The organism is Enterobacter cloacae complex sp. P43RS (genome assembly GCF_014930585.1).
Classification (GTDB): Bacteria; Pseudomonadota; Gammaproteobacteria; order Enterobacterales; family Enterobacteriaceae; genus Enterobacter; species Enterobacter bugandensis.
Genome location: NZ_JADBRJ010000005.1, coordinates 374,593 through 397,246, shown reverse-complemented (window position 1 = coordinate 397,246; position 22,654 = coordinate 374,593). Strand labels below are relative to the sequence as shown.

At 56.6% G+C, this 22,654-nt stretch carries 23 protein-coding genes; 3 read left to right on the top strand and 20 right to left on the bottom strand.

Features of this window, described 5'->3' with window-relative positions; translation table 11 throughout:
* Positions 1-51 precede the first annotated feature (51 nt).
* The 7 genes from acpP to yceD all read right to left on the bottom strand — a co-directional run bounded on the left by acpP (position 52) and on the right by yceD (position 4,921).
* Complete coding sequence (gene acpP / locus IM294_RS13365) at positions 52-288, bottom strand: acyl carrier protein (RefSeq protein WP_003857954.1); 237 nt, start codon at positions 286-288, stop codon at positions 52-54.
* A gap of 154 nt (positions 289-442) precedes the next feature.
* On the bottom strand, positions 443-1,177 hold the full coding sequence (fabG, locus tag IM294_RS13360) for a 3-oxoacyl-ACP reductase FabG (RefSeq protein WP_010429699.1): 735 nt from the start codon (positions 1,175-1,177) through the stop codon (positions 443-445).
* A gap of 12 nt (positions 1,178-1,189) precedes the next feature.
* Complete coding sequence (fabD, locus tag IM294_RS13355) at positions 1,190-2,119, bottom strand: ACP S-malonyltransferase (protein WP_028012717.1); 930 nt, start codon at positions 2,117-2,119, stop codon at positions 1,190-1,192.
* Between the two features lie 15 nt (positions 2,120-2,134).
* Entirely contained in the window at positions 2,135-3,088 is a 954-nt protein-coding gene (locus tag IM294_RS13350) for a beta-ketoacyl-ACP synthase III (protein WP_041910515.1), read from the bottom strand.
* Positions 3,089-3,094: 6 nt separating this feature from the next.
* Positions 3,095-4,129 carry a phosphate acyltransferase PlsX gene (plsX, locus tag IM294_RS13345; protein ID WP_028012715.1) on the bottom strand — a complete coding sequence of 345 codons (1,035 nt, stop codon included), beginning with the start codon at positions 4,127-4,129 and terminating at the stop codon, positions 3,095-3,097.
* Between the two features lie 80 nt (positions 4,130-4,209).
* The gene (rpmF, locus tag IM294_RS13340; protein WP_003857964.1) at positions 4,210-4,383 is read right to left on the bottom strand and encodes a 50S ribosomal protein L32; all 174 of its coding nucleotides are present in this window, start codon (positions 4,381-4,383) and stop codon (positions 4,210-4,212) included.
* Positions 4,384-4,399: 16 nt separating this feature from the next.
* Positions 4,400-4,921, bottom strand: a complete 522-nt coding sequence (gene yceD / locus IM294_RS13335) for a 23S rRNA accumulation protein YceD (protein ID WP_021240759.1) — start codon at positions 4,919-4,921, stop codon at positions 4,400-4,402.
* A gap of 140 nt (positions 4,922-5,061) precedes the next feature.
* Here yceD and IM294_RS13330 point away from each other — a divergent pair, with 140 nt between their 5' ends.
* Positions 5,062-5,646, top strand: coding sequence for a nucleoside triphosphate pyrophosphatase (locus IM294_RS13330; protein ID WP_126817573.1), 585 nt, complete (start codon positions 5,062-5,064; stop codon positions 5,644-5,646).
* A gap of 79 nt (positions 5,647-5,725) precedes the next feature.
* Here the strand turns inward: IM294_RS13330 and rluC are convergent, their stop codons facing one another.
* Positions 5,726-6,673, bottom strand: coding sequence for a 23S rRNA pseudouridine(955/2504/2580) synthase RluC (gene rluC, locus IM294_RS13325; protein ID WP_028012713.1), 948 nt, complete (start codon positions 6,671-6,673; stop codon positions 5,726-5,728).
* Between the two features lie 572 nt (positions 6,674-7,245).
* On the opposite strand from rluC, the gene rne reads away from it, so the two are divergent.
* Positions 7,246-10,353 carry a ribonuclease E gene (gene rne, locus IM294_RS13320; protein WP_126817575.1) on the top strand — a complete coding sequence of 1,036 codons (3,108 nt, stop codon included), beginning with the start codon at positions 7,246-7,248 and terminating at the stop codon, positions 10,351-10,353.
* 40 nt (positions 10,354-10,393) lie between these two features.
* On the opposite strand, the gene IM294_RS13315 is transcribed toward rne, so the two are convergent.
* Positions 10,394-11,332, bottom strand: coding sequence for a LysR family transcriptional regulator (locus IM294_RS13315; protein WP_126817577.1), 939 nt, complete (start codon positions 11,330-11,332; stop codon positions 10,394-10,396).
* Between the two features lie 109 nt (positions 11,333-11,441).
* Here IM294_RS13315 and IM294_RS13310 point away from each other — a divergent pair, with 109 nt between their 5' ends.
* Entirely contained in the window at positions 11,442-12,656 is a 1,215-nt protein-coding gene (locus tag IM294_RS13310; protein ID WP_048960925.1) for an MFS transporter, read from the top strand.
* 75 nt (positions 12,657-12,731) lie between these two features.
* Here the strand turns inward: IM294_RS13310 and flgL are convergent, their stop codons facing one another.
* From flgL to flgB, 11 genes are all read right to left on the bottom strand, one after another.
* Positions 12,732-13,685: a flagellar hook-associated protein FlgL gene (flgL, locus tag IM294_RS13305; protein WP_126817579.1), complete on the bottom strand. Its 954-nt coding sequence runs from the start codon at positions 13,683-13,685 to the stop codon at positions 12,732-12,734.
* Between the two features lie 14 nt (positions 13,686-13,699).
* Entirely contained in the window at positions 13,700-15,340 is a 1,641-nt protein-coding gene (flgK, locus tag IM294_RS13300; RefSeq protein ID WP_126817581.1) for a flagellar hook-associated protein FlgK, read from the bottom strand.
* Positions 15,341-15,415: 75 nt separating this feature from the next.
* The gene (flgJ, locus tag IM294_RS13295) at positions 15,416-16,369 is read right to left on the bottom strand and encodes a flagellar assembly peptidoglycan hydrolase FlgJ (RefSeq protein WP_041910522.1); all 954 of its coding nucleotides are present in this window, start codon (positions 16,367-16,369) and stop codon (positions 15,416-15,418) included.
* Complete coding sequence (locus IM294_RS13290; RefSeq protein WP_028012706.1) at positions 16,369-17,460, bottom strand: flagellar basal body P-ring protein FlgI; 1,092 nt, start codon at positions 17,458-17,460, stop codon at positions 16,369-16,371. Before IM294_RS13290 ends, flgJ begins: the two co-directional genes overlap by 1 nt.
* Before the next feature lie 12 nt (positions 17,461-17,472).
* Entirely contained in the window at positions 17,473-18,171 is a 699-nt protein-coding gene (gene flgH / locus IM294_RS13285) for a flagellar basal body L-ring protein FlgH (RefSeq protein WP_023311139.1), read from the bottom strand.
* Positions 18,172-18,228: 57 nt separating this feature from the next.
* The gene (flgG, locus tag IM294_RS13280) at positions 18,229-19,011 is read right to left on the bottom strand and encodes a flagellar basal-body rod protein FlgG (protein ID WP_000625853.1); all 783 of its coding nucleotides are present in this window, start codon (positions 19,009-19,011) and stop codon (positions 18,229-18,231) included.
* Between the two features lie 11 nt (positions 19,012-19,022).
* Positions 19,023-19,778 carry a flagellar basal body rod protein FlgF gene (locus tag IM294_RS13275; RefSeq protein WP_028012705.1) on the bottom strand — a complete coding sequence of 252 codons (756 nt, stop codon included), beginning with the start codon at positions 19,776-19,778 and terminating at the stop codon, positions 19,023-19,025.
* Positions 19,779-19,798: 20 nt separating this feature from the next.
* On the bottom strand, positions 19,799-21,007 hold the full coding sequence (gene flgE / locus IM294_RS13270) for a flagellar hook protein FlgE (protein WP_041910523.1): 1,209 nt from the start codon (positions 21,005-21,007) through the stop codon (positions 19,799-19,801).
* Between the two features lie 26 nt (positions 21,008-21,033).
* On the bottom strand, positions 21,034-21,744 hold the full coding sequence (gene flgD / locus IM294_RS13265) for a flagellar hook assembly protein FlgD (RefSeq protein WP_041910524.1): 711 nt from the start codon (positions 21,742-21,744) through the stop codon (positions 21,034-21,036).
* Between the two features lie 11 nt (positions 21,745-21,755).
* Positions 21,756-22,160, bottom strand: coding sequence for a flagellar basal body rod protein FlgC (flgC, locus tag IM294_RS13260; RefSeq protein ID WP_013097138.1), 405 nt, complete (start codon positions 22,158-22,160; stop codon positions 21,756-21,758).
* A gap of 3 nt (positions 22,161-22,163) precedes the next feature.
* Positions 22,164-22,580, bottom strand: coding sequence for a flagellar basal body rod protein FlgB (gene flgB / locus IM294_RS13255; protein WP_008500815.1), 417 nt, complete (start codon positions 22,578-22,580; stop codon positions 22,164-22,166).
* Positions 22,581-22,654 lie beyond the last annotated feature (74 nt).

Below are 22,654 nucleotides of genomic sequence, written 5' to 3'. Positions count from 1 at the left end.
ACTAAAAAAGATAAAACTCAGGCGGTCGAATGACCGCCTGGAGATGTTCACTTACGCCTGGTGGCCGTTGATGTAATCAATGGCAGCCTGAACGGTGGTGATTTTCTCAGCTTCTTCGTCCGGAATCTCAGTATCAAACTCTTCTTCCAGAGCCATTACCAGCTCAACGGTGTCAAGAGAATCTGCGCCCAGGTCTTCAACGAAGGAAGCGGAGTTCACAACTTCTTCCTGCTTAACGCCCAGCTGTTCGCCGATAATTTTCTTAACGCGTTCTTCGATAGTGCTCATACTCTTAAATTTCCTATCAAAACTCGCTTTCGCGATGGTTTTCGTAGTGTATAAAATGTTGAAAAATTTGCAACTAAATCCCGGCAGGTCTTACCACGATTTTACGTTATTTTGAGGCCATTTGCCCTAATAACGCAAATATTTTCGATCGTGATTAAACCATGTACATCCCGCCGTTGACGTGGAGGGTCTCACCAGTGATGTAACCCGCTTCGTCAGAGGCTAAAAATGCAACCGCACTGGCGATTTCTTTAGGGTCGCCAAGACGACCCGCCGGAACTGCCGCCAGCGTACCCGCACGCTGATCATCAGTCAGCGCACGCGTCATGTCCGTTTCAATAAAGCCCGGAGCAACAACGTTTACAGTAATCCCGCGGGACGCGACTTCACGCGCCAGCGACTTACTGAAACCGATCAGACCTGCTTTCGCCGCAGCGTAGTTAGCCTGACCAGCATTTCCCATGGTACCAACCACAGAACCAACAGTGATAATACGACCATGACGCTTTTTCATCATAGCGCGCATTACCGCTTTTGACAGACGGAATACAGATGACAGGTTGGTTTCGATAATATCGTTCCACTCATCATCTTTCATTCGCATCAGCAGGTTGTCGCGAGTGATCCCGGCATTATTGACCAGAATATCCACTTCACCAAACTCTGCGCGAATATTTTCCAGAACAGATTCGATAGATGCAGGTTCGGTCACATTCAGTACCAGACCTTTACCGTTCGCACCCAGATACTCGCTGATGGCCTGAGCGCCATTCTCGCTGGTTGCTGTACCAATCACCTTCGCGCCGCGCGCGACCAGTGTTTCAGCAATTGCACGCCCGATACCGCGGCTTGCACCAGTCACCAGGGCAATTTTTCCTTCAAAACTCATGGTATTCCTCTTTTATTGCGAGAGTGCCGCTGACATCGCTTCCGGCTCGTTAATCGCCGAGGCAGTCAGGGTGTCAACAATACGTTTCGTCAGACCGGTGAGGACTTTACCAGGACCGACTTCATAAAGGTGCTCAACGCCCTGAGAGGCCATAAACTCAACGGTTTTGGTCCACTGTACCGGGCTATAGAGCTGGCGAACCAGTGCGTCACGGATAGCCTCAGGCGCGGTTTCGCATTTCACATCGACGTTGTTCACAACGGAAATCGTCGGTGCGTTAAAGGTAATTTTTTCCAGCTCAGCCGCCAGTTTCTCGGCTGCGGGCTTCATCAGTGCGCAGTGCGACGGTACGCTGACCGGCAGCGGCAGTGCGCGTTTGGCGCCCGCGGCTTTACAGGCAGCACCGGCACGTTCAACGGCCTCTTTATGACCAGCAATAACAACCTGGCCCGGCGAGTTGAAGTTAACCGGAGAAACCACCTGCCCTTCAGCAGATTCTTCACACGCTTTTGCAATCGCGGCATCATCCAGACCAATAATGGCAGACATGCCACCTGTTCCTTCTGGCACCGCTTCCTGCATGAATTTACCGCGCAGTTCTACCAGGCGCACCGCGTCAGCAAACGCAATCACACCGGCGCACACCAGCGCAGAGTATTCACCCAGGCTATGGCCCGCGAGCAGCGCTGGCGCTTTACCGCCCTGCTGCTGCCATACGCGCCACAGCGCAACGGACGCAGTCAGCAACGCTGGCTGAGTTTGCCAGGTTTTGTTCAGCTCTTCGGCCGGACCCTGTTGGGTCAGCGCCCACAGATCATAACCCAGCGCATCAGAAGCTTCACGAAAAGTCTCTTCAATGACCGGGTAGTTTGCTGCCATTTCAGACAACATCCCAACGGTTTGAGAACCCTGGCCCGGGAACACAAAAGCAAATTGCGTCATTTTTTATTCCTTATACTAGAAACGAACCAGCGCGGAACCCCAGGTGAACCCGCCACCGAAGGCTTCAAGCAAGACCAGCTGGCCCCGTTTGATTCGTCCGTCGCGTACCGCTTCATCAAATGCGCACGGTACCGACGCCGCAGAGGTGTTGCCGTGACGATCCAGCGTCACCACAACGTTATCCATCGACATACCCAGCTTTTTAGCGGTGGCGCTGATGATACGCAGGTTCGCCTGATGCGGCACCAGCCAATCGAGCGCGGTGCGTTCAAGGTTATTTGCTTCCAGCGTCTCATCGACAATGTGCGCAAGCTCGGTCACCGCCACCTTGAACACCTCGTTACCCGCCATGGTCAGGTAGATGGAGCTGTCCGGATTAACGCGATCGGCGTTAGGCAGCGTTAACAGCTCGCCGTAGCGGCCATCGGCATGCAGATGCGTGGAGATGATACCCGGCTCTTCGGACTGCCCCAGCAGCACCGCACCGGCACCATCACCGAAAATAATGATCGTTCCGCGATCGGTTGGATCGCAGGTACGCGCCAAAACGTCAGCACCGATAACCAGCGCATATTTGACGGAGCCAGATTTAACATACTGATCGGCAATGCTCAGCGCGTAGGTGAAACCTGCGCACGCGGCGGCAACGTCAAACGCCGGGCAGCCTTTAATACCGAGCATGTTCTGCACCTGACACGCCGCGCTTGGGAAAGCATGCGTGGCAGAGGTCGTGGCAACCACGATCAAGCCAATCTCTTCTTTATCGATACCCGCCATTTCGATAGCGCGCTGTGCGGCTTCGTAACCCATGGTGGACACGGTTTCGTCTGGCGCGGCGATACGACGTTCACGGATACCTGTGCGCGTGACAATCCACTCGTCAGACGTATCTACCATTTTTTCCAGATCGGCGTTGGTACGCACTTGTTTTGGCAGGTAGCTGCCGGTACCTAAAATCTTCGTATACATGTACGCTCAGTCACTTTTAGCTAATACAGATTCCAGGCGAGCGGCAATCCGCTGAGGGACTTGTCGCTGCACCGCCTGCACTGCCTGTTCAATGGCGACAGAAAATGCTCGCTGATTGGCGGCGCCATGACTCTTAATCACGATGCCGCGCAATCCTAACAGACAGGCGCCATTATACTGGTCGGGGTTGAGGTGACTGAATCGCCGCGTCAGGCTCTTTTGTAACCAACGCTTCAATAAAATCAACCACCAGGCGCTTTTTTTGCCTTCTCCCTGAGATTTCAGCAGAGAAAGGAACATGCGCACGACCCCTTCCATGGTCTTCAACGTTACGTTTCCGGTGAAGCCATCGCACACCAGAACATCCGTTTTTCCCGTCAGCAACTCATTGGCTTCGAGATAACCAATATAGTTGATGGAGGGAACCTGTTTGAGCATTTCAGCAGCGTCGCGAATGCTGTCCAGGCCTTTGGTCTCTTCTTCACCAATATTCAATAACGCAACGCGGGGATTGTTGATCCCGACCACGTCTTCTGCCAGCACCGACCCCATCACGGCGAACTGAGCCAGCATGGTACTATCACAATCCACGTTAGCGCCCAAATCGAGCACCACCGTTTTCCCCTTCTGCTGATGCGGTAACACCGTCACCAGCGCCGGGCGCTCAATGCCCTCAATCGGCTTGAGCAGTAATTTCGACAGCCCCATCAGCGCGCCGGTATTGCCGGCGCTGACGCAAGCCTGCGCTCGTCCTTCTTTTACCAGCTCCAGCGCCATGCGCATAGAGCTGCCACGGCTATTACGAATCGCCTGTGAGGGGCGTGCATCACTGGCAATAACTGACTGCGCAGGAATAATCTGCAGACGCGAACGTTGTTCAAAGTCAGCTTTTGCAAGTAATGGCGTGATTGTGTCGGGATTGCCGACTAAAAGAAGTGTGAGTTGCGAATTAGAATTCAGTGCCTGCAATGCTGCAGGCACTGTCACGGAAGGGCCAAAATCTCCCCCCATGACATCTAACGCCAGGGTTAGACGTGTCAAGGTATCGTCGCAGCCTGGTTCGGTAACTTCCCCGTTTGCACGGGGAAATCCTCACTAAGCCTAATCACGCTTTCGCGCGATTACTTAGTGATAACCTTGCGGCCGCGGTAGAAACCGTCAGCGGTGATGTGGTGACGCAGGTGTTTCTCACCAGAAGTCTTGTCTACAGACAGGCTGGTAACTGCAGTCAGCGCGTCATGGGAACGACGCATGCCACGTTTGGAACGGGTTGGTTTATTCTGTTGTACGGCCATGGACCTTACTCCTCAATTACTTACGCTTTAAGCTGGCTAATACGGCAAATGGGTTTGGTTTTTGCGCTTCATCAGGCAGTTCCCCAAAGACCATGTCCGCCTCGGACACTTCACAGTGTTCAGAATCATGCACCGGAACGACTGGCAAGGAGAGGATGATTTCATCTTCAACCAGAGCCAGAAGATCGATTTCACCGAATTCGTTAACCTCAATCGGCTCATACGCTTCCGGGAGTGCTTCAGCCTGTTCGTCAGAACGAACCGGACTGAAACAATACGTTGTGTGAACATGCTGTACAAACGGTTTCCCGCAACGCTGACACTCGAGCGTTACCGTTACCTTTGCATCACCGGTTAAAACGGCGAGACGCTGGTTGTCGATAGCGAACGACATGGAGCATTCTACATCACTGTCCACACTGACTACAGATTCGGCAATACGCTCGGCCTGATCGGAAGTATAGATACCTTCGTAATCGAGGCGTTTTTGAGCCGTACGAACCGGATCAAGAGTCAGGGGTAATTTTACCTTTTGCATAGGGCGCGCATATTAACTTTGTAACGTCATAGAGTCAAAGAAAAAGGCAACCAGAGCTGCCTTTTGCCAATTATTCGCACACATTGCGGCCTGTAGTTTAAAATGGCTGGCATCGATACGCTATATCTGGTGATAAAAATATGCCAAATCTCGTCCTTGCTTCCACTTCTCCCTACCGTCGAACGCTGCTGGAAAAGCTCGGGATCCCGTTTGAATGCGCCGCGCCGGACGTTGATGAGACGCCGCAGCCGGGTGAATCACCGCGCCACCTGGTAACGCGTCTCGCTAAGGAGAAAGCGCAATCGCTGGCCGCACGTTATCCTGCACATTTGATTATAGGCTCCGATCAGGTTTGCGTGCTGGACGGCGAAATCACCGGCAAGCCCCATACGGAGGAGAACGCCTGCCGGCAACTTCTGCGTGCGCGGGGCACTATCGTGACCTTTTACACGGGCCTGGCGCTCTATAACTCCGCCTCCGGCCATCTGCAAACCGAATGCGAGCCGTTCGACGTGCACTTCCGCCATCTTAGCGAGCAGGAGATTATGGACTACGTGCGCCGGGAACGTCCGCTGAACTGCGCAGGAAGCTTTAAGAGTGAAGGACTGGGGATTGCGCTGTTCGACAAGCTGGATGGGCGGGATCCGAACACACTGGTGGGATTGCCGCTGATTGCCTTGTGCCAGATGTTACGGCGAGAAGAGTGTAATCCGCTGATCGTGTAAGTTATGCCCAGCGGCGCTTCGCTTGCATGGGCCTACGGGTTTCGTAGGCCGGGTAAGCGCAGCGCCACCCGGCACATAATCAGCCGCGCAGAACCTTCAGGCAGCGTTTCAACTGCTCATCCAGCGGCGCTTCAATACGGATAACTTCCCCGGTATTAGGATGGGTAAACTTCAACGCTGCCGCATGCAGGAACAGACGCGACAGGCCCGTGCCCGCCAGCTGTTTATCAAATTCCCGGTCGCCGTAGCGGTCATCAAACGCAATCGGATGGCCCGCAAACTGGGTATGCACGCGAATCTGATGGGTACGCCCCGTCACCGGGCTGCAGCGCACCAGCGTGGCAAACTCATAGCGCTCTTCAACCTTAAAGCGCGTCTCCGACGGTTTCCCTTCCTGGCTCACGCGCACAATGCGCTCGCCGCTTTGCAGAATGTTCTTCAGCAGCGGGGCCTGCACCACCTTCACGTGGGACTGCCACTGACCTCGCACCAGCGCCAGATAATCTTTCTGCATGCCCTTTTCACGCAGCTGCTCGTGCAGGGAACGCAGCGCTGAACGCTTTTTCGCTACCAGCAGCACGCCTGAGGTATCACGGTCCAGGCGGTGAACCAGTTCGAGGAAACGGGCTTCCGGACGCAGCGCACGTAACCCTTCAATCACGCCGAAGCTCAGACCGCTACCACCGTGGACCGCGGTACCCGATGGCTTATTCAGCACCAGAATATGATCGTCCTCATAAAGGATGACATCGCTCAGGGCCGCGACTTTTTGCAGCTTCGGCGACACCACCTCTTCTTCACGTTCAGCCACGCGAACCGGTGGAATACGCACTTCATCACCGGCTTCGAGCTTATACTCAGGCTTCACGCGTTTTTTATTCACCCGCACCTCGCCCTTACGCAGGATGCGGTAAATCATACTCTTTGGCACGCCCTTCAGTTGGGTGCGCAAGAAGTTATCGATGCGTTGCCCCGCGTAGTCATCCGCGATAGCAACCATTTTTACGGCTGGAGTCTCTGTTTTCATGGTTGGCGATTCTAAATATCGTCAGCCATTAGCGCCACTCATTTTTCTATGCTTATATTTACTTTTATCCGGCCTGCGCCCCGTTTCACGCAATCGATTTGGTGGTTATTAAACCAATCACCACCTTGAGGTGAAGAAACTGTGAGTAACCGGGTGATAATTGGTAAAAGTCATCTTGCTATAACCCGGCGAGCAGTGGAATAATGGGGCTGTTTTCCGCGTTAAATCCGGGTTTTGTAAGGATGTCGACGGAATGACCAATTTTGTCTGACCGATCATCCACGCAGCAATGGCGTAAGACGTATTGATCTTTCAGGCAGTTAGCGGGCTGCGGGTTGCAGTACTTCCCGGTATAAGGATTGTTCTCTGGAGAGTTCTACCCAGGCAATTCCCCTGATAATTGCGCTGTGTTTCCGTATGAAATACAGGCAACCGACACTCTGCGCCTCTTAAGCGAGCGACAACCGTGAGGTTGGCGACGTGAACAGACACGAGGCCATCGGTTCATACCCCGGAAAGCGTCACCTTGCCCGCAGCTTTGTCGTCAATGTAAGAATAACGAGTAAGTTACGATGAAAAGAATGTTAATCAACGCAACTCAGCAAGAAGAGTTGCGTGTCGCCCTTGTGGATGGGCAGCGCCTGTACGATCTGGATATCGAAAGTCCTGGACACGAACAGAAAAAAGCGAACATTTACAAAGGTAAAATCACCCGCATTGAACCAAGCCTTGAAGCTGCATTTGTCGATTACGGTGCTGAGCGTCATGGTTTCCTCCCTCTGAAAGAAATCGCCCGCGAATATTTCCCTGCAAACTACAACGCCCATGGCCGCCCAAACATCAAAGATGTTCTGCGTGAAGGTCAGGAAGTTATCGTTCAGATTGATAAAGAAGAGCGCGGCAACAAGGGTGCCGCACTGACCACCTTTATCAGCCTGGCGGGGAGCTATCTGGTGCTGATGCCAAACAACCCGCGCGCGGGGGGCATCTCTCGCCGTATCGAAGGTGATGACCGTACCGAGCTGAAAGAAGCGCTGGCAAGCCTTGAGCTGCCGGATGGCATGGGGCTTATCGTGCGTACCGCGGGCGTGGGCAAATCTGCCGAAGCGCTGCAGTGGGACCTGAGCTTCCGTCTGAAGCACTGGGAAGCTATCCAGAAAGCCGCAGAAAGCCGCCCTGCTCCGTTCCTGATCCACCAGGAAAGCAACGTTATCGTGCGTGCCTTCCGTGATTACCTGCGTCAGGACATCGGTGAGATTCTGATCGATAACCCGAAAGTGCTTGAGCTGGCTCGCCAGCACATCGCCGCGCTGGGTCGTCCGGATTTCACCAGCAAAATTAAACTGTACACCGGTGAAATCCCGCTGTTCAGCCATTATCAGATCGAATCCCAGATCGAGTCCGCCTTCCAGCGTGAAGTGCGCCTGCCGTCCGGCGGTTCTATCGTTATCGATACCACCGAAGCGCTGACCGCTATCGACATCAACTCCGCGCGTGCAACCCGCGGCGGGGACATCGAAGAGACGGCCTTCAACACCAACCTTGAAGCCGCTGATGAAATCGCCCGCCAGCTCCGCCTGCGCGACCTGGGCGGTCTGATTGTTATCGACTTCATCGACATGACCCCTGTTCGCCACCAGCGCGCGGTTGAAAACCGCCTGCGTGAAGCGGTGCGTCAGGATCGCGCGCGTATCCAGATTAGCCACATCTCGCGCTTCGGCCTGCTGGAGATGTCCCGCCAGCGTCTGAGCCCGTCGCTGGGTGAGTCCAGCCATCACGTCTGCCCGCGCTGCTCCGGCACCGGTACCGTGCGTGATAACGAATCTCTGTCTCTCTCTATCCTGCGTCTGATTGAAGAAGAAGCGCTGAAAGAGAACACCAAAGAGGTTCACGCCATTGTGCCTGTGCCGATTGCCTCCTACCTGCTGAACGAAAAACGTGCAGCGGTCAGCGCAATCGAAGCGCGTCAGGGCGGCGTTCGCTGCATCATCGTGCCAAACGACCAGATGGAAACCCCGCACTATCACGTGCTGCGTGTCCGTAAGGGCGAAGAGACCAGCACCCTCAGCTACCTGCTGCCGAAGCTGCATGAAGAAGAGATGGCGCTGCCTTCCGATGAAGAACCTGCCGAGCGCAAACTGCCAGAGCAGCCTGCGTTAGCGACCTTCATTATGCCTGAAGCACCACCGGAAGCGGCGCTGGAAAAACCTGCAGCCAAACCGGCGGCGCAGAAACCAGAAGCCGCGGCAGTGAAAGCCCAGCCGGCGCAACCGGGTCTGCTGAGCCGCTTCTTCGGCGCGCTGAAGAAGATGTTTGCGGGTGAAGAAGTTCAGCCAGAGCAGCCGAAAGAAGAACCTAAAGCAGCCAAACCTGAACGTCAGCAGGACCGTCGCAAGCGTCAGAACAACCGCCGCGATCGTAACGACCGCAGCGACCGTAACGAGCGTCGTGACAGCCGTTCAGACAATAACGAAGGCCGTGAGCAGCGCGAAGACAACCGTCGCAACCGTCGCGAGAAACAGCAGCAGAATGTTGAAGATCGTGAAATTCGCCAGCAGGCGGGCGATGAGTCCGAGAAGAGCAAACAGCGCGACGAGCAGCAGCCACGCCGCGAACGCAACCGTCGTCGTAACGACGAGAAGCGTCAGGCGCAGCAGGAAGTTAAAAACCTGAACCGCGAAGAACCCGCTGAGCAGCAGGACGGCGAGCAGGAAGAACGTACTCAGGTGATGCCTCGTCGTAAGCAGCGCCAGCTGTCACAGAAAGTGCGCGTTGGTGCGGCTCCGGTAGAAGAAACTACCGTAGTTGCGGCTGAAGCGGCAGAAACCGCAACAGGCACGCAGGTTGCAAAAGTTGACCTGCCAGCCGTCGTGGACAATAACGTTGAGCAGGATGAAAACGGTGAAAACCGTGACAACGCAGGTATGCCGCGTCGCTCCCGCCGTTCTCCGCGTCATCTGCGCGTGAGTGGCCAGCGCCGTCGTCGCTACCGTGACGAGCGTTATCCGACTCAGTCTCCAATGCCGTTGACCGTGGCGTGCGCGTCACCAGAAATGGCATCCGGCAAAGTCTGGATCCGTTATCCGGTCGCTCGCCTGGAGCAGGCTGTTGAAGAGCAGGCTGTGACCGAAGAGGTGATTGCTCCTGTAGCCGTGGTTGAAGATGCTGTGACCGAAGCAGCAACCGTGGTTGAACCTCAGGTTGTTGAAGCGGCAGAACCACACGCAGTGGACGTCGAAACCACCCATCCTGAAGTGATTGCCGCGCCGGTTGATGCCGCACCGCAGATTATCGCCGAAGAAGATGTCGTGGTGGCTGAGGAAGTCGCTGAAGAGGCTGAACCTGTAGCCGCAGTGGAAGAAGCCGCTGAAACCGTCGTAGAAACCACCACTGAAGAAATCGTTCAGGACGTTGAGATTCAGGTTGAACCGGTTGTTGAAGAAGCGAAAGCGCCTGAAGTGGAGCCAGAGCCGGTTAAGGTTGTTGCCGCTCCTGCGCCTGCTCACGTTGCGACAGCGCCGATGACGCGCGCTCCGGCACCAGAGTATGTGCCTGAAGCACCGCGTCACAGCGACTGGGTTCGCCCGGCGTTCAGCTTTGACGGTAAAGGCGCTGCAGGCGGCCACAGTGCAACGCATCAGGCGACTGCACCAGCGACGCGTCCGCAGTCTGTCGAATAACGACGCAGAAAGTAAAAAGCCGACCTTCGGGTCGGCTTTTTTATGGCTGCTGCACGGGCTTTCTCATCCCGGTGACCTCCGGCATGATCTGCCGCATTAGATCCAGAAATCGCCGCAAGCGCGCAGGATAATACCGGGACCAGGGGTAAACCAGATGTACCGGTAACGCCGCCGGCTGCCACTCTGGCAGCAAATGTACCAGCCGACCTTCCCGGATATCATCCTGTACCGTCCAGCTTGATACTACCGCCACGCCAAGACCAGTGAGTGCCGTATTGCGTGCGACATACAGACTGTCGGTGCTCAGGCGTGGGGTAATTATCACGCGCGCGGTGGCGGATGATGCCTCGTGAAAAAGCTCCACATGGCGCTGGTAGAAAGAGCTGATGGCAATCCAGGGAAGCTGCTGCAGATCCTCCGGGGCGTTAACCGTCGGAAAGCGGTCCAGCAATGCCGGAGAAGCCACCACCGAGCGCGGCACTTCGGCCAGCAGCACGGACACGGTCGCCGGGTCGACTTCCATTCCCACCCGAATAGCGCAGTCAAGGTTGTCGCCCAGAAAATCAGCCGACCGATCGTTGAGCATCCACTCAATAGAAAGCTGCGGATAACGCTGTAGAAATTCGGTTAGTGGTTTCAGGAGCTGATCCTGACCAAACGCATGCGGTGCCCGCACCCGCAGCACGCCTACAGGTTCATCTTCCGTCTGCCCCACCTCATCTTCCAGCGCCAGCCAGCTGTCAATTACCCGACGGGCATGCTGATAGCAGCGCTCCCCGTCATCCGTCAGCCGCGTCGTGTGGGTGGTGCGCAACATCAGACGCACGCCCAGCATTGTCTCAAGCGACTGCAGCCGCCGGCTCACCGTGGCCTGGGTGGTGTCCAGCTGCCGTGCCGCCGCAGAAAGGGAACCCGCCTCCACAATGCGGACAAACGTCCGCATCAGCTCTACCCTGTCTATACGCTCAACTCTTTTCATTTACTTTTCATCTATACGTTTAACGTATAAGCGTTTTACCACCGCGCCCGCTACCGCCGCAAGGCGTACTGATGAAAAATAGCCTCACACGATGAATGAGGAACGTCTTATGAACACAACAACCGCCGCCCATGCCGTAAGCCGCTGGGTAATCTTAATGCTGGCGCTCGGTGCAGGCTTCAGCGTGGCATCCATTTATTATGCCCAGCCTCTGCTGCCTCTGATGGGCGCCGACCTTCACCTGAGTATCGAAGGAATGGGCCTGGTCCCGACCCTCACCCAGGCGGGATATGCCTTAGGGATCCTGTTCCTGCTGCCGCTCGGCGATCGCCACGACCGCAGAACGTTAATCCTGATAAAGAGCGCAGCCCTGGCGCTGTTCCTGCTGGGCTGTAGCCTGACCGGACAGATCCACTCCCTGCTGCTGGCAAGCCTGCTCATCGGCATGGCCGCCACCATGGCGCAGGATATTGTCCCGGCTGCGGCAATCCTTGCGCCGGAAGGCAAACAGGGGAAAACCGTGGGTACGGTGATGACCGGTCTGCTGCTGGGCATTTTGCTCTCCCGAACCGTCAGCGGCGTGGTGGGCGAAGCGTTTGGCTGGCGCGTGATGTATCAGCTGGCTGCGGGAAGTATTGCGTTTATCGGCGTGGTGATGTGGGCCGTACTCCCTCGTTTCGCCGTTCACTCCACGCTGAGCTATCCCGCTCTGCTGCGCTCGATGGAACATCTGTGGCGTCGCTATCCCGCTCTGCGCCGTGCCGCGCTGGCCCAGGGTTTTCTGTCGATAGCCTTTAGCGCCTTCTGGTCTACGCTTGCGGTCATGCTGCTGGAACGCTATCACCTCGGGAGTGCCGTCGCAGGTGGTTTTGGTATCGCAGGTGCAGCCGGTGCGTTGGCAGCCCCGCTGGCGGGCGGCCTGGCGGATAAACTGGGTGCCGGGAAAGTCACGCAGCTTGGTGCCGTCCTTGTGACCGTCTCGTTTGCCCTGATGTTCCTGATGCCCGCCCTGGGAGTTCACGGACAGCTGATTCTGATTGCCGTCTCTGCTATCGGGTTCGATCTGGGCCTGCAGTCCAGCCTGGTCGCGCACCAGAATCTGGTTTACAGCCTTGAGCCACAGGCACGGGGTCGTCTGAACGCCCTGCTCTTTACCGTGATCTTCATCGGCATGGCGTTGGGTTCCGCGTTAGGCAGCAATATTTACACGCTGGCTGGCTGGACGGGCGTAGTTGCGCTGGCAACGGTCTGCGGCATCATTGCGCTGGCAATCCGTATGATTGAAAGCGCGCGGGTCGCCTCGGCACCAGCAGAAATGGCATAAAAAAAATGCCCAATCCAGACGGATTGGGCAGTAAAACATGCCCAGTTTCAAGACATGTTCCAAGAGGTCAAGATGTTATTTGTTCAGCTGGAACAGAGACATGCCCTGCATATCGCTAAACGCTTTATAAGAGGCCTGCAGGGCCGCCTGCTGCATGGTGTAAGAGGAAATCGCTTCGTTCCAGTCCACGTCCACCAGGTCGCTCATCTGCTTAGTCTGACCCAGCGCGCGGTCGTCACCCAGGGTATCGAGTTTTTCCAGTTCGTTCAGTTTAGTACCCACATCCGCAACGACCGTCAGGACGTTGTTTTGAGCGTTTTTAATACCGATCTGCGCGTTGGAAATCACCTGACCTTGCGCGGCGGCTGCGGCCGGATCGTTCTCAATCGGCGTTTTCAACGAAGCAATGGCGGAATCAAGGATTTTAAACATGTTGGTATCGCCATACCCACCGCCCGGCAACTCTTGTGCATTGCTGGTAATGCTCTCAAAGATCTGCTGGCCGGTATGACTGATCGCCATGTTTCGCGCCGTATCGACCTGCTGAGTGATCGCCTCAGTACCACCATTGTAGGTGCCGGTTCCGGCATCAAACGGTGCACTCTCGGTTTTGTATCCCGCAAAGATAAAGCGACCATTGCCATCCGTCGTGTTAGCCAGGTTCATCAGCTGGTCGCGGATCCCCTGGATATCGGTCGCCAGAGAGAGACGGTCGTCATCGCTTAAGGTGCCGTTTGACGCGTAGACCAGCTTCTCACGCACGCTTGATAAAGCGGTGTTCACCTGGGTCAGCACGTTATCTTCCAGCGACACTTTTTGCGTGGCAAAGGTGCGCGCTAACGCGAACTGGCTGTTTTGAGACTGAGACTGTGACAGCACAATAGACTGCGAAGCCGCGATAGGATCGTCCGACGGACGGTTAACGCGCTTGCCGGTGGACATTTGTTCACCGTAGCTCAGCCATCTGCTCTGGGAATCGGTGATCCCGCGCATGTTCTGTTCGTACATCATCTGGGTGCTAATACGCATTTTTCACCTCAACCTTAACGAATGTTGATAATTGCATCGAAGAGCGTACTGGCAGTCTGAAGCACCTGCGCGTTGGCGAGGTAATACTGCTGATAACGCTGCAGGTTGCCATACTCTTCGTCGAGGTTTACCCCAGAGATGGTCTGCTGCTGCTTAATTAACTGCGTTTCCACATTGGCTTTCGTCTGGCTACTGACTTTCAGTGAAGCGGTGGTGCTCCCTACGGTGCTCACCAGTGAGGCATAGGCATCGTTAAAGGTTTTGTTCCCGCCAACCACTTTGCTGTTTTGCAGATCGAGCATTTTCTGCCCGTTGCGGTTGTCGCTCTCACCGCCGTTCTGCACCGCGGCCATGGCCAGTTTGGATTCGTCACTGATGGACAGTTCCATGTTCATGATGACGTCAGAGACGGGCTTCACGGTAAAGCTGTCTTTGGCGTTGGCCGAACCGCTAACGTTCACGTTAAGACCGTCAAACGACAGATTGCCGCTGGCATCCGGGCTCATGGTAAAGCTGGTCTTGTCCGACGTACGGGTGATGGTCCAGTCGGTGCCGTTAAACTGCAGCTTATAGTCCGTTGCCTGAACTTTGGTGCTGTCCGCAACGGTGGCATTGACGACCGCCGTGCCGCTATTTTTGCTGTTGGAAAGCACAGCCGGAGAACCGAAGCCGAACAGCTTGCCGCCCGCATCGCCGTTGGCATCAAAGCCGGCCTCATGCTGCTTGTTCATCGCGTCAGCAAACGCCAGCGCCATCTGGTTCAGGTTATTACGAGCCTTATCCAGATCTTCCGCGCGGAAGGTCAGCAAACCGCCTAACGAACCGGTAGTGATCATCTTTTCCGGGATCTCGACATTACCCGCAACTTCATCGACGTAGGCGATAGTGGTGCGGGAAGGATCGGCGCTGGACTTCACGGCAGCCAGCTGGTTAGCTTTGCTGCCCTGCACCAGGCTGTAGCCGTTGCCGAAAGAGATGTTAAACGTGCCGCTATCCTGAACCGAAACTTCCACACCCACGATTTTGTTCAGCTCGTTGACGAGCTGATCGCGCTGGTCGAGCAGATCGTTAGGCGATGCGCCCGCGCCGACGCCGGTGAGGCGGGAAATCTGATCGTTCAGATTGGCAATCTGTTTGGCATAGTTGTTGATTTGCGAAACGCTGGTCCCGATCGCGGTATTCACCTGCGAATCCTGATCGCGGAGATACTGATCGTTGGTTTTGAACTGATTGACCAGGCCGCTCGCTTTTCCCAGCACCGTCTGACGCGCAGCCGGGTCTTCCGCGTTGCTCACCAGCGTTTGCAGGCTCTTAAAGAAATCCTGCAGGGTGGTGGAAAGCGAGTTGGTGGTATCGGAGAGCACATCGTCAATTTTTGACATCTGCTGATAGCGCGTGGTCAGGCCGCTGCTCTGGGTCTGCGCGGCGCGCAGCTGGTTGGTGATGAAAGCGTCATATTCACGCTGGACACCGGAGACATACACCCCGTTACCCACCCAGCCACCGCCGGTCAGCGTGCTGTTAGATGCACCCAGCACCGTCGTCTGGCGGGTGTAACCTGCCACGTTATAGCTTGAAATATTATTACTGACGGTATTGAGTGCCGACTGTGCGGCACTGAGGCCACTCATGGCGCTGTTAATCAAACTGGACATGGGGGTTCCTTTTATACGTTCAGACACGAGTCCTGATGAAGGTTATCGGCAACCTCCACCGGGACTTGAGAACTTTCAGAACAGATTTTCGATATCTGTGCTATAGGCTTTGCTGACCTTCTCGCCCATGGATTTCAGCTGCTGGATCATGCTGGTAAGCTTGCGCGCGTAGTTCGGGTCGGTCGCGTAGCCCGCGTTTTGCAGGGCCTGAGCGCCCTGCTCCGCCGTTGCCGCCTGCGTAACGGCGGTATAACGCGGATTTCGGCTCAGCAGGCCTACATAATCGGATAAGGCTTCCAGATACGAGCTGTAGACGCGGAATTTGGCTTTCACCTTCACCGCCGCGCCGTTCTCGTATTCCGTAGTCGTGATCTCGGTGGTCGGCCCCTTCCAGCTGGAGGTGGCCTTCACGCCGAAGATGTTGAAGCTCGGGTCGCCGTTTTCCTTGCGGATCTGGCGTTGGCCCCAGCCTGACTCCAGCGCGGCCTGGGCCAGAATCAGGTGGTGAGGCACGCCGCTCTGTTCACTGGCAAGCCGTGCTGGCAGAGAAAGCTGCGCCAGGAAGTCTTTGCTGTCACCGGAGAGCGCCTCGTCGCCGCTGCCCGTTGCCTTCGGTATCGCTTTACGCACCATCTGCGTCAGCGCCTGGTTCTGATAACTGGTCACCGTTTCGAGGTCGAACTTCATCGGCACCTGCGGCGGCTGCTCTTCTGGCTGAACACCCTGTGCGGCAGCGGTCTGTTTGACAATCATGTCAGCCAGACCGAGGCCTTTACCGGCGGTCATCTGCTGCGCAATCTGCTGGTCGTACATGCTGGTATAAAGACGCGTTGAATCGCTGCTGAACATCCCGTCTTTCGGCAGGGTTTCACGCATGCTTTTCAGCATCATCTGTACAAACATCCCTTCCACCTGGCGGGCGACCGGGCGGATATTCGCCGCCGGGTCTTTACCTGCTTTGGCTTTCAGTTCGTTGAGCGACTGGGCGTCCCAGGCGGCACTGGTCAACAGTTTGCTATCGGTCAGCATCAGATGATTTCCAGTTTGGCGCGCAGGCAGCCCGCGCTTTGCATCGATTGCAGAATGGACATCAGATCCATCGGCGTCGCGCCCAGGGCGTTCAGGGCACGCACCACGCTGTTCAGGTTGGCGCTGGAGCGCACGCTCTGCAGGGAACCGCCGCTCTGGCGTAAATCAATCTGCGTTTGCGGCGTCACTACCGTCTGGCCGCCACCAAATGGTGTATCCGGCTGGCTGACGTTGGCGGAACGGTTAACCGTCACCGACAGGTTACCCTGCGCCACGGCACAGCTATCCAGCGACACTTCCCGGTTCATCACCACGGAGCCCGTACGGGAGTTGATGATCACTTTGGCATCCTGCACCGGCACGTTCACTTCCAGATTCTGGATATCCGCCAGCATGCGCACCTGGTTGCTGCTGCCGGTGGAGGTGCGGATCTGCACGGTACGCGCATCCAGTGCCGTGGCATTGCCATAGCTGCGGTTGATGGTGTCGGCAATCTGCTGCGCCATCGTGAAGTCTTCATTATTCAGCTGCAGGTTGATGGTGTTGCCCGCGCCAAACTGGGTCGGCAGTTCACGCTCGATGATCGCACCGTTGGTGATGCGCCCGCCGTTCAACTGGTTCACCTGGACGCTGCTTCCGCCAGCGGATGCGCCTGCCCCGCCGACCAGGATGTTCCCCTGCGCCAGCGCGTAGACCTGGCTGTCGACGCCTTTCAGCGGGGTCATCAGCAGCGTACCGCCGCGCAGGCTTTTGGCGTTACCCATTGAGGAGACCACCACGTCAATGGTCTGCCCCTGGCGCGCAAACGCCGGGTAGGAGGCAGTGACCATAACCGCGGCCACGTTTTTCAGCTGCATGTTAGTTCCCGCTGGCACGGTAATGCCGAGCTGGGAAAGCATGTTGTTTAAGCTTTGGGTGGTAAACGGCGTCTGGGTCGTCTGGTCACCGGTACCGTCCAGCCCCACCACCAGGCCATAGCCAATCAGCGAGTTCCCGCGGACGCCCTGAACGCTGGTGAGATCGCGAATGCGGTCGGCCTGGGCAAACGTTGCGACAAGAACCAGCGCCGCGGCGAAGATCGATTTAAACATGGGTCACCTCGCTTACATCGGCGATAAATTAAGGAAGAAGCGCTGCAGCCAACCCATATTCTGCGCTTCATTAATGTAGCCGTTACCGACGTACTCAATGCGCGCATCCGCCACCTGGGTGGACGGAACGGTGTTGGTGCCGCTGATGGTGCGTGGATTCACCACGCCCGAGAAGCGAATGAATTCAGTGCCCTGGTTAATGGCGATCTGCTTTTCACCCACGACGTGTAAATTGCCGTTAACCAGCACCTGGTCAACCGTGACCGTCAGCGTACCGCTGAAGGTGTTGCTGGCGTTCGCGCCACCTTTACCGTTAAAGGTGTTGCCGCCGGAGGCCTCAACATCCGCACGGGCATTGCCGAACAGGCCCTGCAGATAGCGTGGAACGGTGTCAAAGCCAAAATTGGTTTTGCCATCGCGGCTGGCGTTCGCCGACGAGCTCTTGCTCGCGCTGACGTTTTCCTGCAGCACAATGGTCAATGTATCGCCGACATTACGCGGGCGGCGATCTTCAAACAGCGGCTGATAGCCGTAGTTAATCGGCTGCGCGGTCTGGAAAATGGAGCCGTTTACAACTGGCGCAGGGCCAGGAACGGGTTGGGCAGTCGTCGCACCCTGGACCAATGGTTTAGACGGGATCAAAGCGCACCCGCTGAGGGTGACGGCCAGAACAGTCAGTATCGGATAACGAAACGCCGCGTTTTTTTGCATTGCCTTCATCTTCGAAAACAGGGAGCCGGTGCGGGGTTTACCGCACCGGGCTACACCTTAGAGTTGCGTCAGTTTCTGCAGCATCTGATCGGTCGTCGAGACTGCTTTACTGTTAATTTCATACGCGCGCTGGACCTGGATCATATTCACCAGCTCTTCCGCCACGTTCACGTTGGAGGTTTCGACATACCCCTGATACAGCAGACCGGCACCGTTCAGGCCTGGCGTACTTTCATTTGGCGTGCCGGAGGATTGCGTTTCGGTGTAGAGGTTCTCACCAATGCTTTCCAGACCGGTATCGTTCATGAAGGTGGTCAGGTTGAGCTGGCCGACCTGGACCGGCGCGGCCTGCCCCTGCTGGGTCACGCTCACGATGCCGTCGCGGCCGATGGTAATACTCAGGGCGTTCGCCGGAATGGTGATCGCAGGCTGAACCTGGAAACCGCCCGCCGTCACCAGCTGACCGTTCTGATCGACCTGGAAGGAACCGTCACGGGTGTAGGCAGAGGTCCCGTCAGGCAGCTGCACCTGGAAGAAGCCCTGGCCTTTGATCGCCACGTCTTTGCTGTTGTTGGTCTGAGACAGGTTGCCCTGGCTGTGCAGACGCTCGGTCGCCACCGGGCGAACGCCGGTACCGATCTGCAGGCCTGACGGCAGCGTCGTCTGTTCAGAAGACTGCGCGCCCGGCTGGCGGATGGTTTGATAAAGCAAATCTTCGAAAACGGCGCGCTGACGCTTGAAACCATTGGTGCTCACGTTTGCCAGGTTGTTGGCAATCACATCCATGTTGGTTTGCTGCGCGTCCAGGCCAGTTTTCGCGATCCATAAAGAACTGATCATAAAGAGTCCTGTTAACTCATCGACAGAAGTTGGTTAGCCTTGCCCGCGTTTTCGTCCACGCTGCTGATAATTTTCATCTGCATTTCAAAACGACGGGCGCTGGCGATCATGTCGCTCATAGCGGCTACCGGCTTAACGTTGCTGCCTTCCAGAACGCCGGACATCACGCGGATGCTCGGATCGGCCTGTAATGTGGCACCACGGGTAGCCTGAGCTGCCTGGGTCAGACGGAACATGCCGTCGTCGCCGCGCTGCACCTCTTTGCCTTCCGCTTTGACCAGCTTCAGACGCCCGACGGGGGCAACGGTGTTGGCCGGATCGCCCGGGTTCAGCGCCGAGATGGTGCCGTCCGCGGCGATGGTCAGCTCAGAGCCTTCCGGCACGGTCAGCGGGCCCGCTTCACCCATCACCGGATGCCCCTGAATCGTCAGCTGGCCGGTCGCGCTGACCTGGATATTCCCGTTACGGGTATAGCCTTCGCCACCGTCCGCCGTTTGCACCGCCAGCCAGCCGTCCTGCTGCAGAGCAACGTCCAGCGGGCGTGAGGTGTAATCCATCTGCCCTGGCGTCATGTCTGCGCCCGGGGTGGATGCCGCCACCAGCGTACGGGTCGGCAGGGAGAGCCCTTCCACCGGCACCGCGCGCAGCGCATTCAGCTGCGCGCGAAAGCCCGGCGTAGAGGCGTTTGCCAGGTTGCTGGCGGTAACGGCCTGCTGGCTGAGCGTCTGACTTGCCGCGCCCATCGCGGTATATATTGCGTGATCCATTGCGCTTTCCTGTTAGCCGCTTAACGCAGGTTAACCAGCGTGTTGAGGATCTGATCCTGGGTCTTGATGGTCTGCGCATTCGACTGATAGTTACGCTGCGCGACAATCATGTTCACCAGTTCTTTACTCAGGTCCACGTTAGAGGCTTCCAGCGCGCCGTTGGTCAGCGTGCCGAAGTTACCGGAGCCCGCGGTGCCCAGCAGGGCAACACCGGAAGACTGCGTGGCAGACCAGACGTTATCCCCTTCGGACTTCAGGCCTTCGTTGTTGGCGAAGTTTGCCAGCACGATCTGGCCCAGCACCTGAGTCTGCTCGTTGGAGTAGTTCCCGACGACGGTGCCGTCATCGTTAATCTGATAGCTGACCAGGTCGCCCGGCTTGAAGCCGTTCTGGTTGGTCGCCACGATATTGTTTGCACCGGTGTTCTGCTGCATGGAGTTAGCAAAACTCATCGCGAAGGTCGCCGGGTCCGCACCTGGGATAGTCGCGGTAGTGATGTTGATGTTTCCACCCCCGATCAACGTACCGTTATTATCGAAGGTCAAGGTCGTGGCCACTGCCGCCGCGCTGCCTGCCACGCTGCCGTCCTGGGCATACACTTTCCAGGAGTTCGCCGGGGTCGCATCTTTGACGTAAAACAGGTTCATGTTGTGCGCATTACCCTGGCTATCAAAGACGGTTACCGTACCTTTTTTGTTGTAGGTATCCGGGTTGGCTGGATCGAAGGCGGCGGTTGGTGCGGCATCGGTGGAATTGAGGTTAATCTGCTGGGAAGCCGTGGTGGTGGACTTCGCGGCCATCAGCGTGGTTGGGATATTAATCGCCTGTGGATTCGCACCGGTCTGAACCGTTGATGGCGTTCCGGCAACCGGATACCCCGTTAATTGCATCCCCTGCATGTTAACCAGGTTACGGTTTTCGTCCAGCTTGAACTGGCCGTTACGGCTATAGAACACCGAGCCGTTTGCATCGACCATACGGAAGAAACCGTTCTGGCTGATGGCAACGTCCAGGCCACGACCGGTGTTGGTGGTGGTACCGTCGGTAAAGTCCTGAGTGATGCCCGCAACTTTTACGCCCAGACCCACTTTGGAACCGGCAAACATATCTGCAAAAGACGCAGAACCGGATTTGAAACCATAGGTCGCGGAGTTGGCGATGTTGTTGCCAATGACGTCCAGGTTGGTGGCCGCAGCATTCAGGCCGCTGACCGCTTGAGAAAAGGCCATGACTTACTCCTGATAAGTGTTAAGGCTTAGATAATCTGCCGAACTTCGTCGAGTGTGGTGGTACCGGAAGTACCCAAATCCAGTTTGTTGCCGTCGCCCCCTTTAATCACGCCCTGAACCAGCGCAAACTGCAGCGGCTGCGCCACCAGCTGGGTCGTCCCGTTGCTGGCGCTAATCGCGACTTTGTAGGAGCCATTTGGTGCTTTCGTGCCGTCGGTCAGGCTGCCGTCCCAGGTAAAGGTGTGAACGCCCGCTTTCAGCTCGCCGATGTCGATGGTGCGAACCACGGCGCCGGTTGAGTCGGTGATCGTCGCCGTCACTTTGTCAGCCGCCTGCTGCAATTCAACGCCGAACGGCGTAGTGGTGGTGGTCGATGTACCGTCGGTGGTGCTGGTGCCCGCCAGGATCGTGGTCCCCGGGATCATCACGCCGTGACCAATCAGGCTTGCCGCCTGCAGGGACTGAGCGCTGTTAATCTGACCGGAGACGGAACCGAGGGTGGTGTTCAGTTTCTCAATGCCACTCACGGTACTGATCTGCGCAAGCTGCGTGGTCAGTTCGTTGTTCTGCATTGGGTTAGTCGGATCCTGGTTCTTAAGCTGCGCCACCAGCAGCGTCAGAAAACTGCTCTGCAAATCGGAGGCATTGCTTCCCGTCAGGGAGCTGGAGCTTGTCGAACTTTTGGTGTTGTTAACACCCGTGTTCGTCGGATCATTCACATTTACGGCGATGGACATGCATGTCTCCTTTACTGGCCGAGAGTGAGTGTTTTGAGCATCATGCTCTTCACGGTATTAAGCACTTCGACGTTCGCCTGGTAGCTACGGGACGCCGACATGGAGTTCACCATCTCGCCTACCACATCCACGTTTGGCATCTTCACGTATCCGTTAGCGTCCGCGAGCGGGTTACCGGGCTCATACACCAGCTTGTCCGGCGCCTGGCTCTCAACCACGTCAGACACCTTCACGCCGCCCGTCGCCGCGCCTGGCGCAGCGTCGACCTGAAACACAACCTGTTTGGCACGATAAGGCTGTCCGTCAGGTCCGGTCACGCTGTCGGCGTTCGCCAGGTTACTGGCGGCCACGTTCAGACGTTTGGACTGGGCGGTTAACGCCGAGCCGGCGATATCAAAAATATTCAGCAAGGCCATTTATCAGTTGCCCCCCTGCAGGACGTTCATCATGCCTTTGATTTGTCCGCCGAGTACGGTCAGGCCCGTCTGGTATTTCAGGCTGTTATCGGCAAACTGCGTACGCTCCCGGTCCATATCCACGGTGTTACCGTCGAGTGAAGGCTGGTCAGGGATGCGATAAAGTAAATCGGTCGCTGGCGCGGTCATCGCCTGAGCGGGAATATGGCGAGAGGATGTCATGGCGAGTGCAACACCGGTTCCTTCGGCACGTCCACGCTCCATCACCTTTTTGAGCTCACTGGAAAAATCAATATCGCGCGCCTGATACCCGGGCGTATCGGCGTTAGCGATGTTGGCGGCTAAAATCTCCTGCCGCTGGGCGCGTAAATTGAGCGCTTCCTGCTGAAAACGTAACGCGGCGTCGAGTTTATCGAGCATGTCTCCTCCGCTGATGGCAAAATTTCAGTTCACAGCTTAAATCTCACCCGGTCTCCCCTATCGACGGAATAAGC

Coding starts and splice junctions, on each gene's coding strand:
- yceD (WP_021240759.1), bottom strand. CDS start 4,921: ATGCAAAAGGTAAAATTACCCCTGACTCTTGATCCGGTTCGTACGGCT.
- flgD (WP_041910524.1), bottom strand. CDS start 21,744: ATGTCCATCGCCGTAAATGTGAATGATCCGACGAACACGGGTGTTAAC.
- flgL (WP_126817579.1), bottom strand. CDS start 13,685: ATGCGTATTAGCACCCAGATGATGTACGAACAGAACATGCGCGGGATC.
- IM294_RS13275 (WP_028012705.1), bottom strand. CDS start 19,778: ATGGATCACGCAATATATACCGCGATGGGCGCGGCAAGTCAGACGCTC.
- flgB (WP_008500815.1), bottom strand. CDS start 22,580: ATGCTCGATAAACTCGACGCCGCGTTACGTTTTCAGCAGGAAGCGCTC.
- fabG (WP_010429699.1), bottom strand. CDS start 1,177: ATGAGTTTTGAAGGAAAAATTGCCCTGGTGACTGGTGCAAGCCGCGGT.
- IM294_RS13290 (WP_028012706.1), bottom strand. CDS start 17,460: ATGTTTAAATCGATCTTCGCCGCGGCGCTGGTTCTTGTCGCAACGTTT.
- flgE (WP_041910523.1), bottom strand. CDS start 21,007: ATGGCCTTTTCTCAAGCGGTCAGCGGCCTGAATGCTGCGGCCACCAAC.
- IM294_RS13315 (WP_126817577.1), bottom strand. CDS start 11,332: ATGAAAAGAGTTGAGCGTATAGACAGGGTAGAGCTGATGCGGACGTTT.
- rpmF (WP_003857964.1), bottom strand. CDS start 4,383: ATGGCCGTACAACAGAATAAACCAACCCGTTCCAAACGTGGCATGCGT.
- fabD (WP_028012717.1), bottom strand. CDS start 2,119: ATGACGCAATTTGCTTTTGTGTTCCCGGGCCAGGGTTCTCAAACCGTT.
- flgH (WP_023311139.1), bottom strand. CDS start 18,171: ATGCAAAAAAACGCGGCGTTTCGTTATCCGATACTGACTGTTCTGGCC.
- IM294_RS13330 (WP_126817573.1), top strand. CDS start 5,062: ATGCCAAATCTCGTCCTTGCTTCCACTTCTCCCTACCGTCGAACGCTG.
- IM294_RS13310 (WP_048960925.1), top strand. CDS start 11,442: ATGAACACAACAACCGCCGCCCATGCCGTAAGCCGCTGGGTAATCTTA.
- flgC (WP_013097138.1), bottom strand. CDS start 22,160: ATGGCCTTGCTGAATATTTTTGATATCGCCGGCTCGGCGTTAACCGCC.
- rluC (WP_028012713.1), bottom strand. CDS start 6,673: ATGAAAACAGAGACTCCAGCCGTAAAAATGGTTGCTATCGCGGATGAC.
- flgJ (WP_041910522.1), bottom strand. CDS start 16,369: ATGCTGACCGATAGCAAACTGTTGACCAGTGCCGCCTGGGACGCCCAG.
- acpP (WP_003857954.1), bottom strand. CDS start 288: ATGAGCACTATCGAAGAACGCGTTAAGAAAATTATCGGCGAACAGCTG.
- flgG (WP_000625853.1), bottom strand. CDS start 19,011: ATGATCAGTTCTTTATGGATCGCGAAAACTGGCCTGGACGCGCAGCAA.
- IM294_RS13350 (WP_041910515.1), bottom strand. CDS start 3,088: ATGTATACGAAGATTTTAGGTACCGGCAGCTACCTGCCAAAACAAGTG.
- flgK (WP_126817581.1), bottom strand. CDS start 15,340: ATGTCCAGTTTGATTAACAGCGCCATGAGTGGCCTCAGTGCCGCACAG.
- rne (WP_126817575.1), top strand. CDS start 7,246: ATGAAAAGAATGTTAATCAACGCAACTCAGCAAGAAGAGTTGCGTGTC.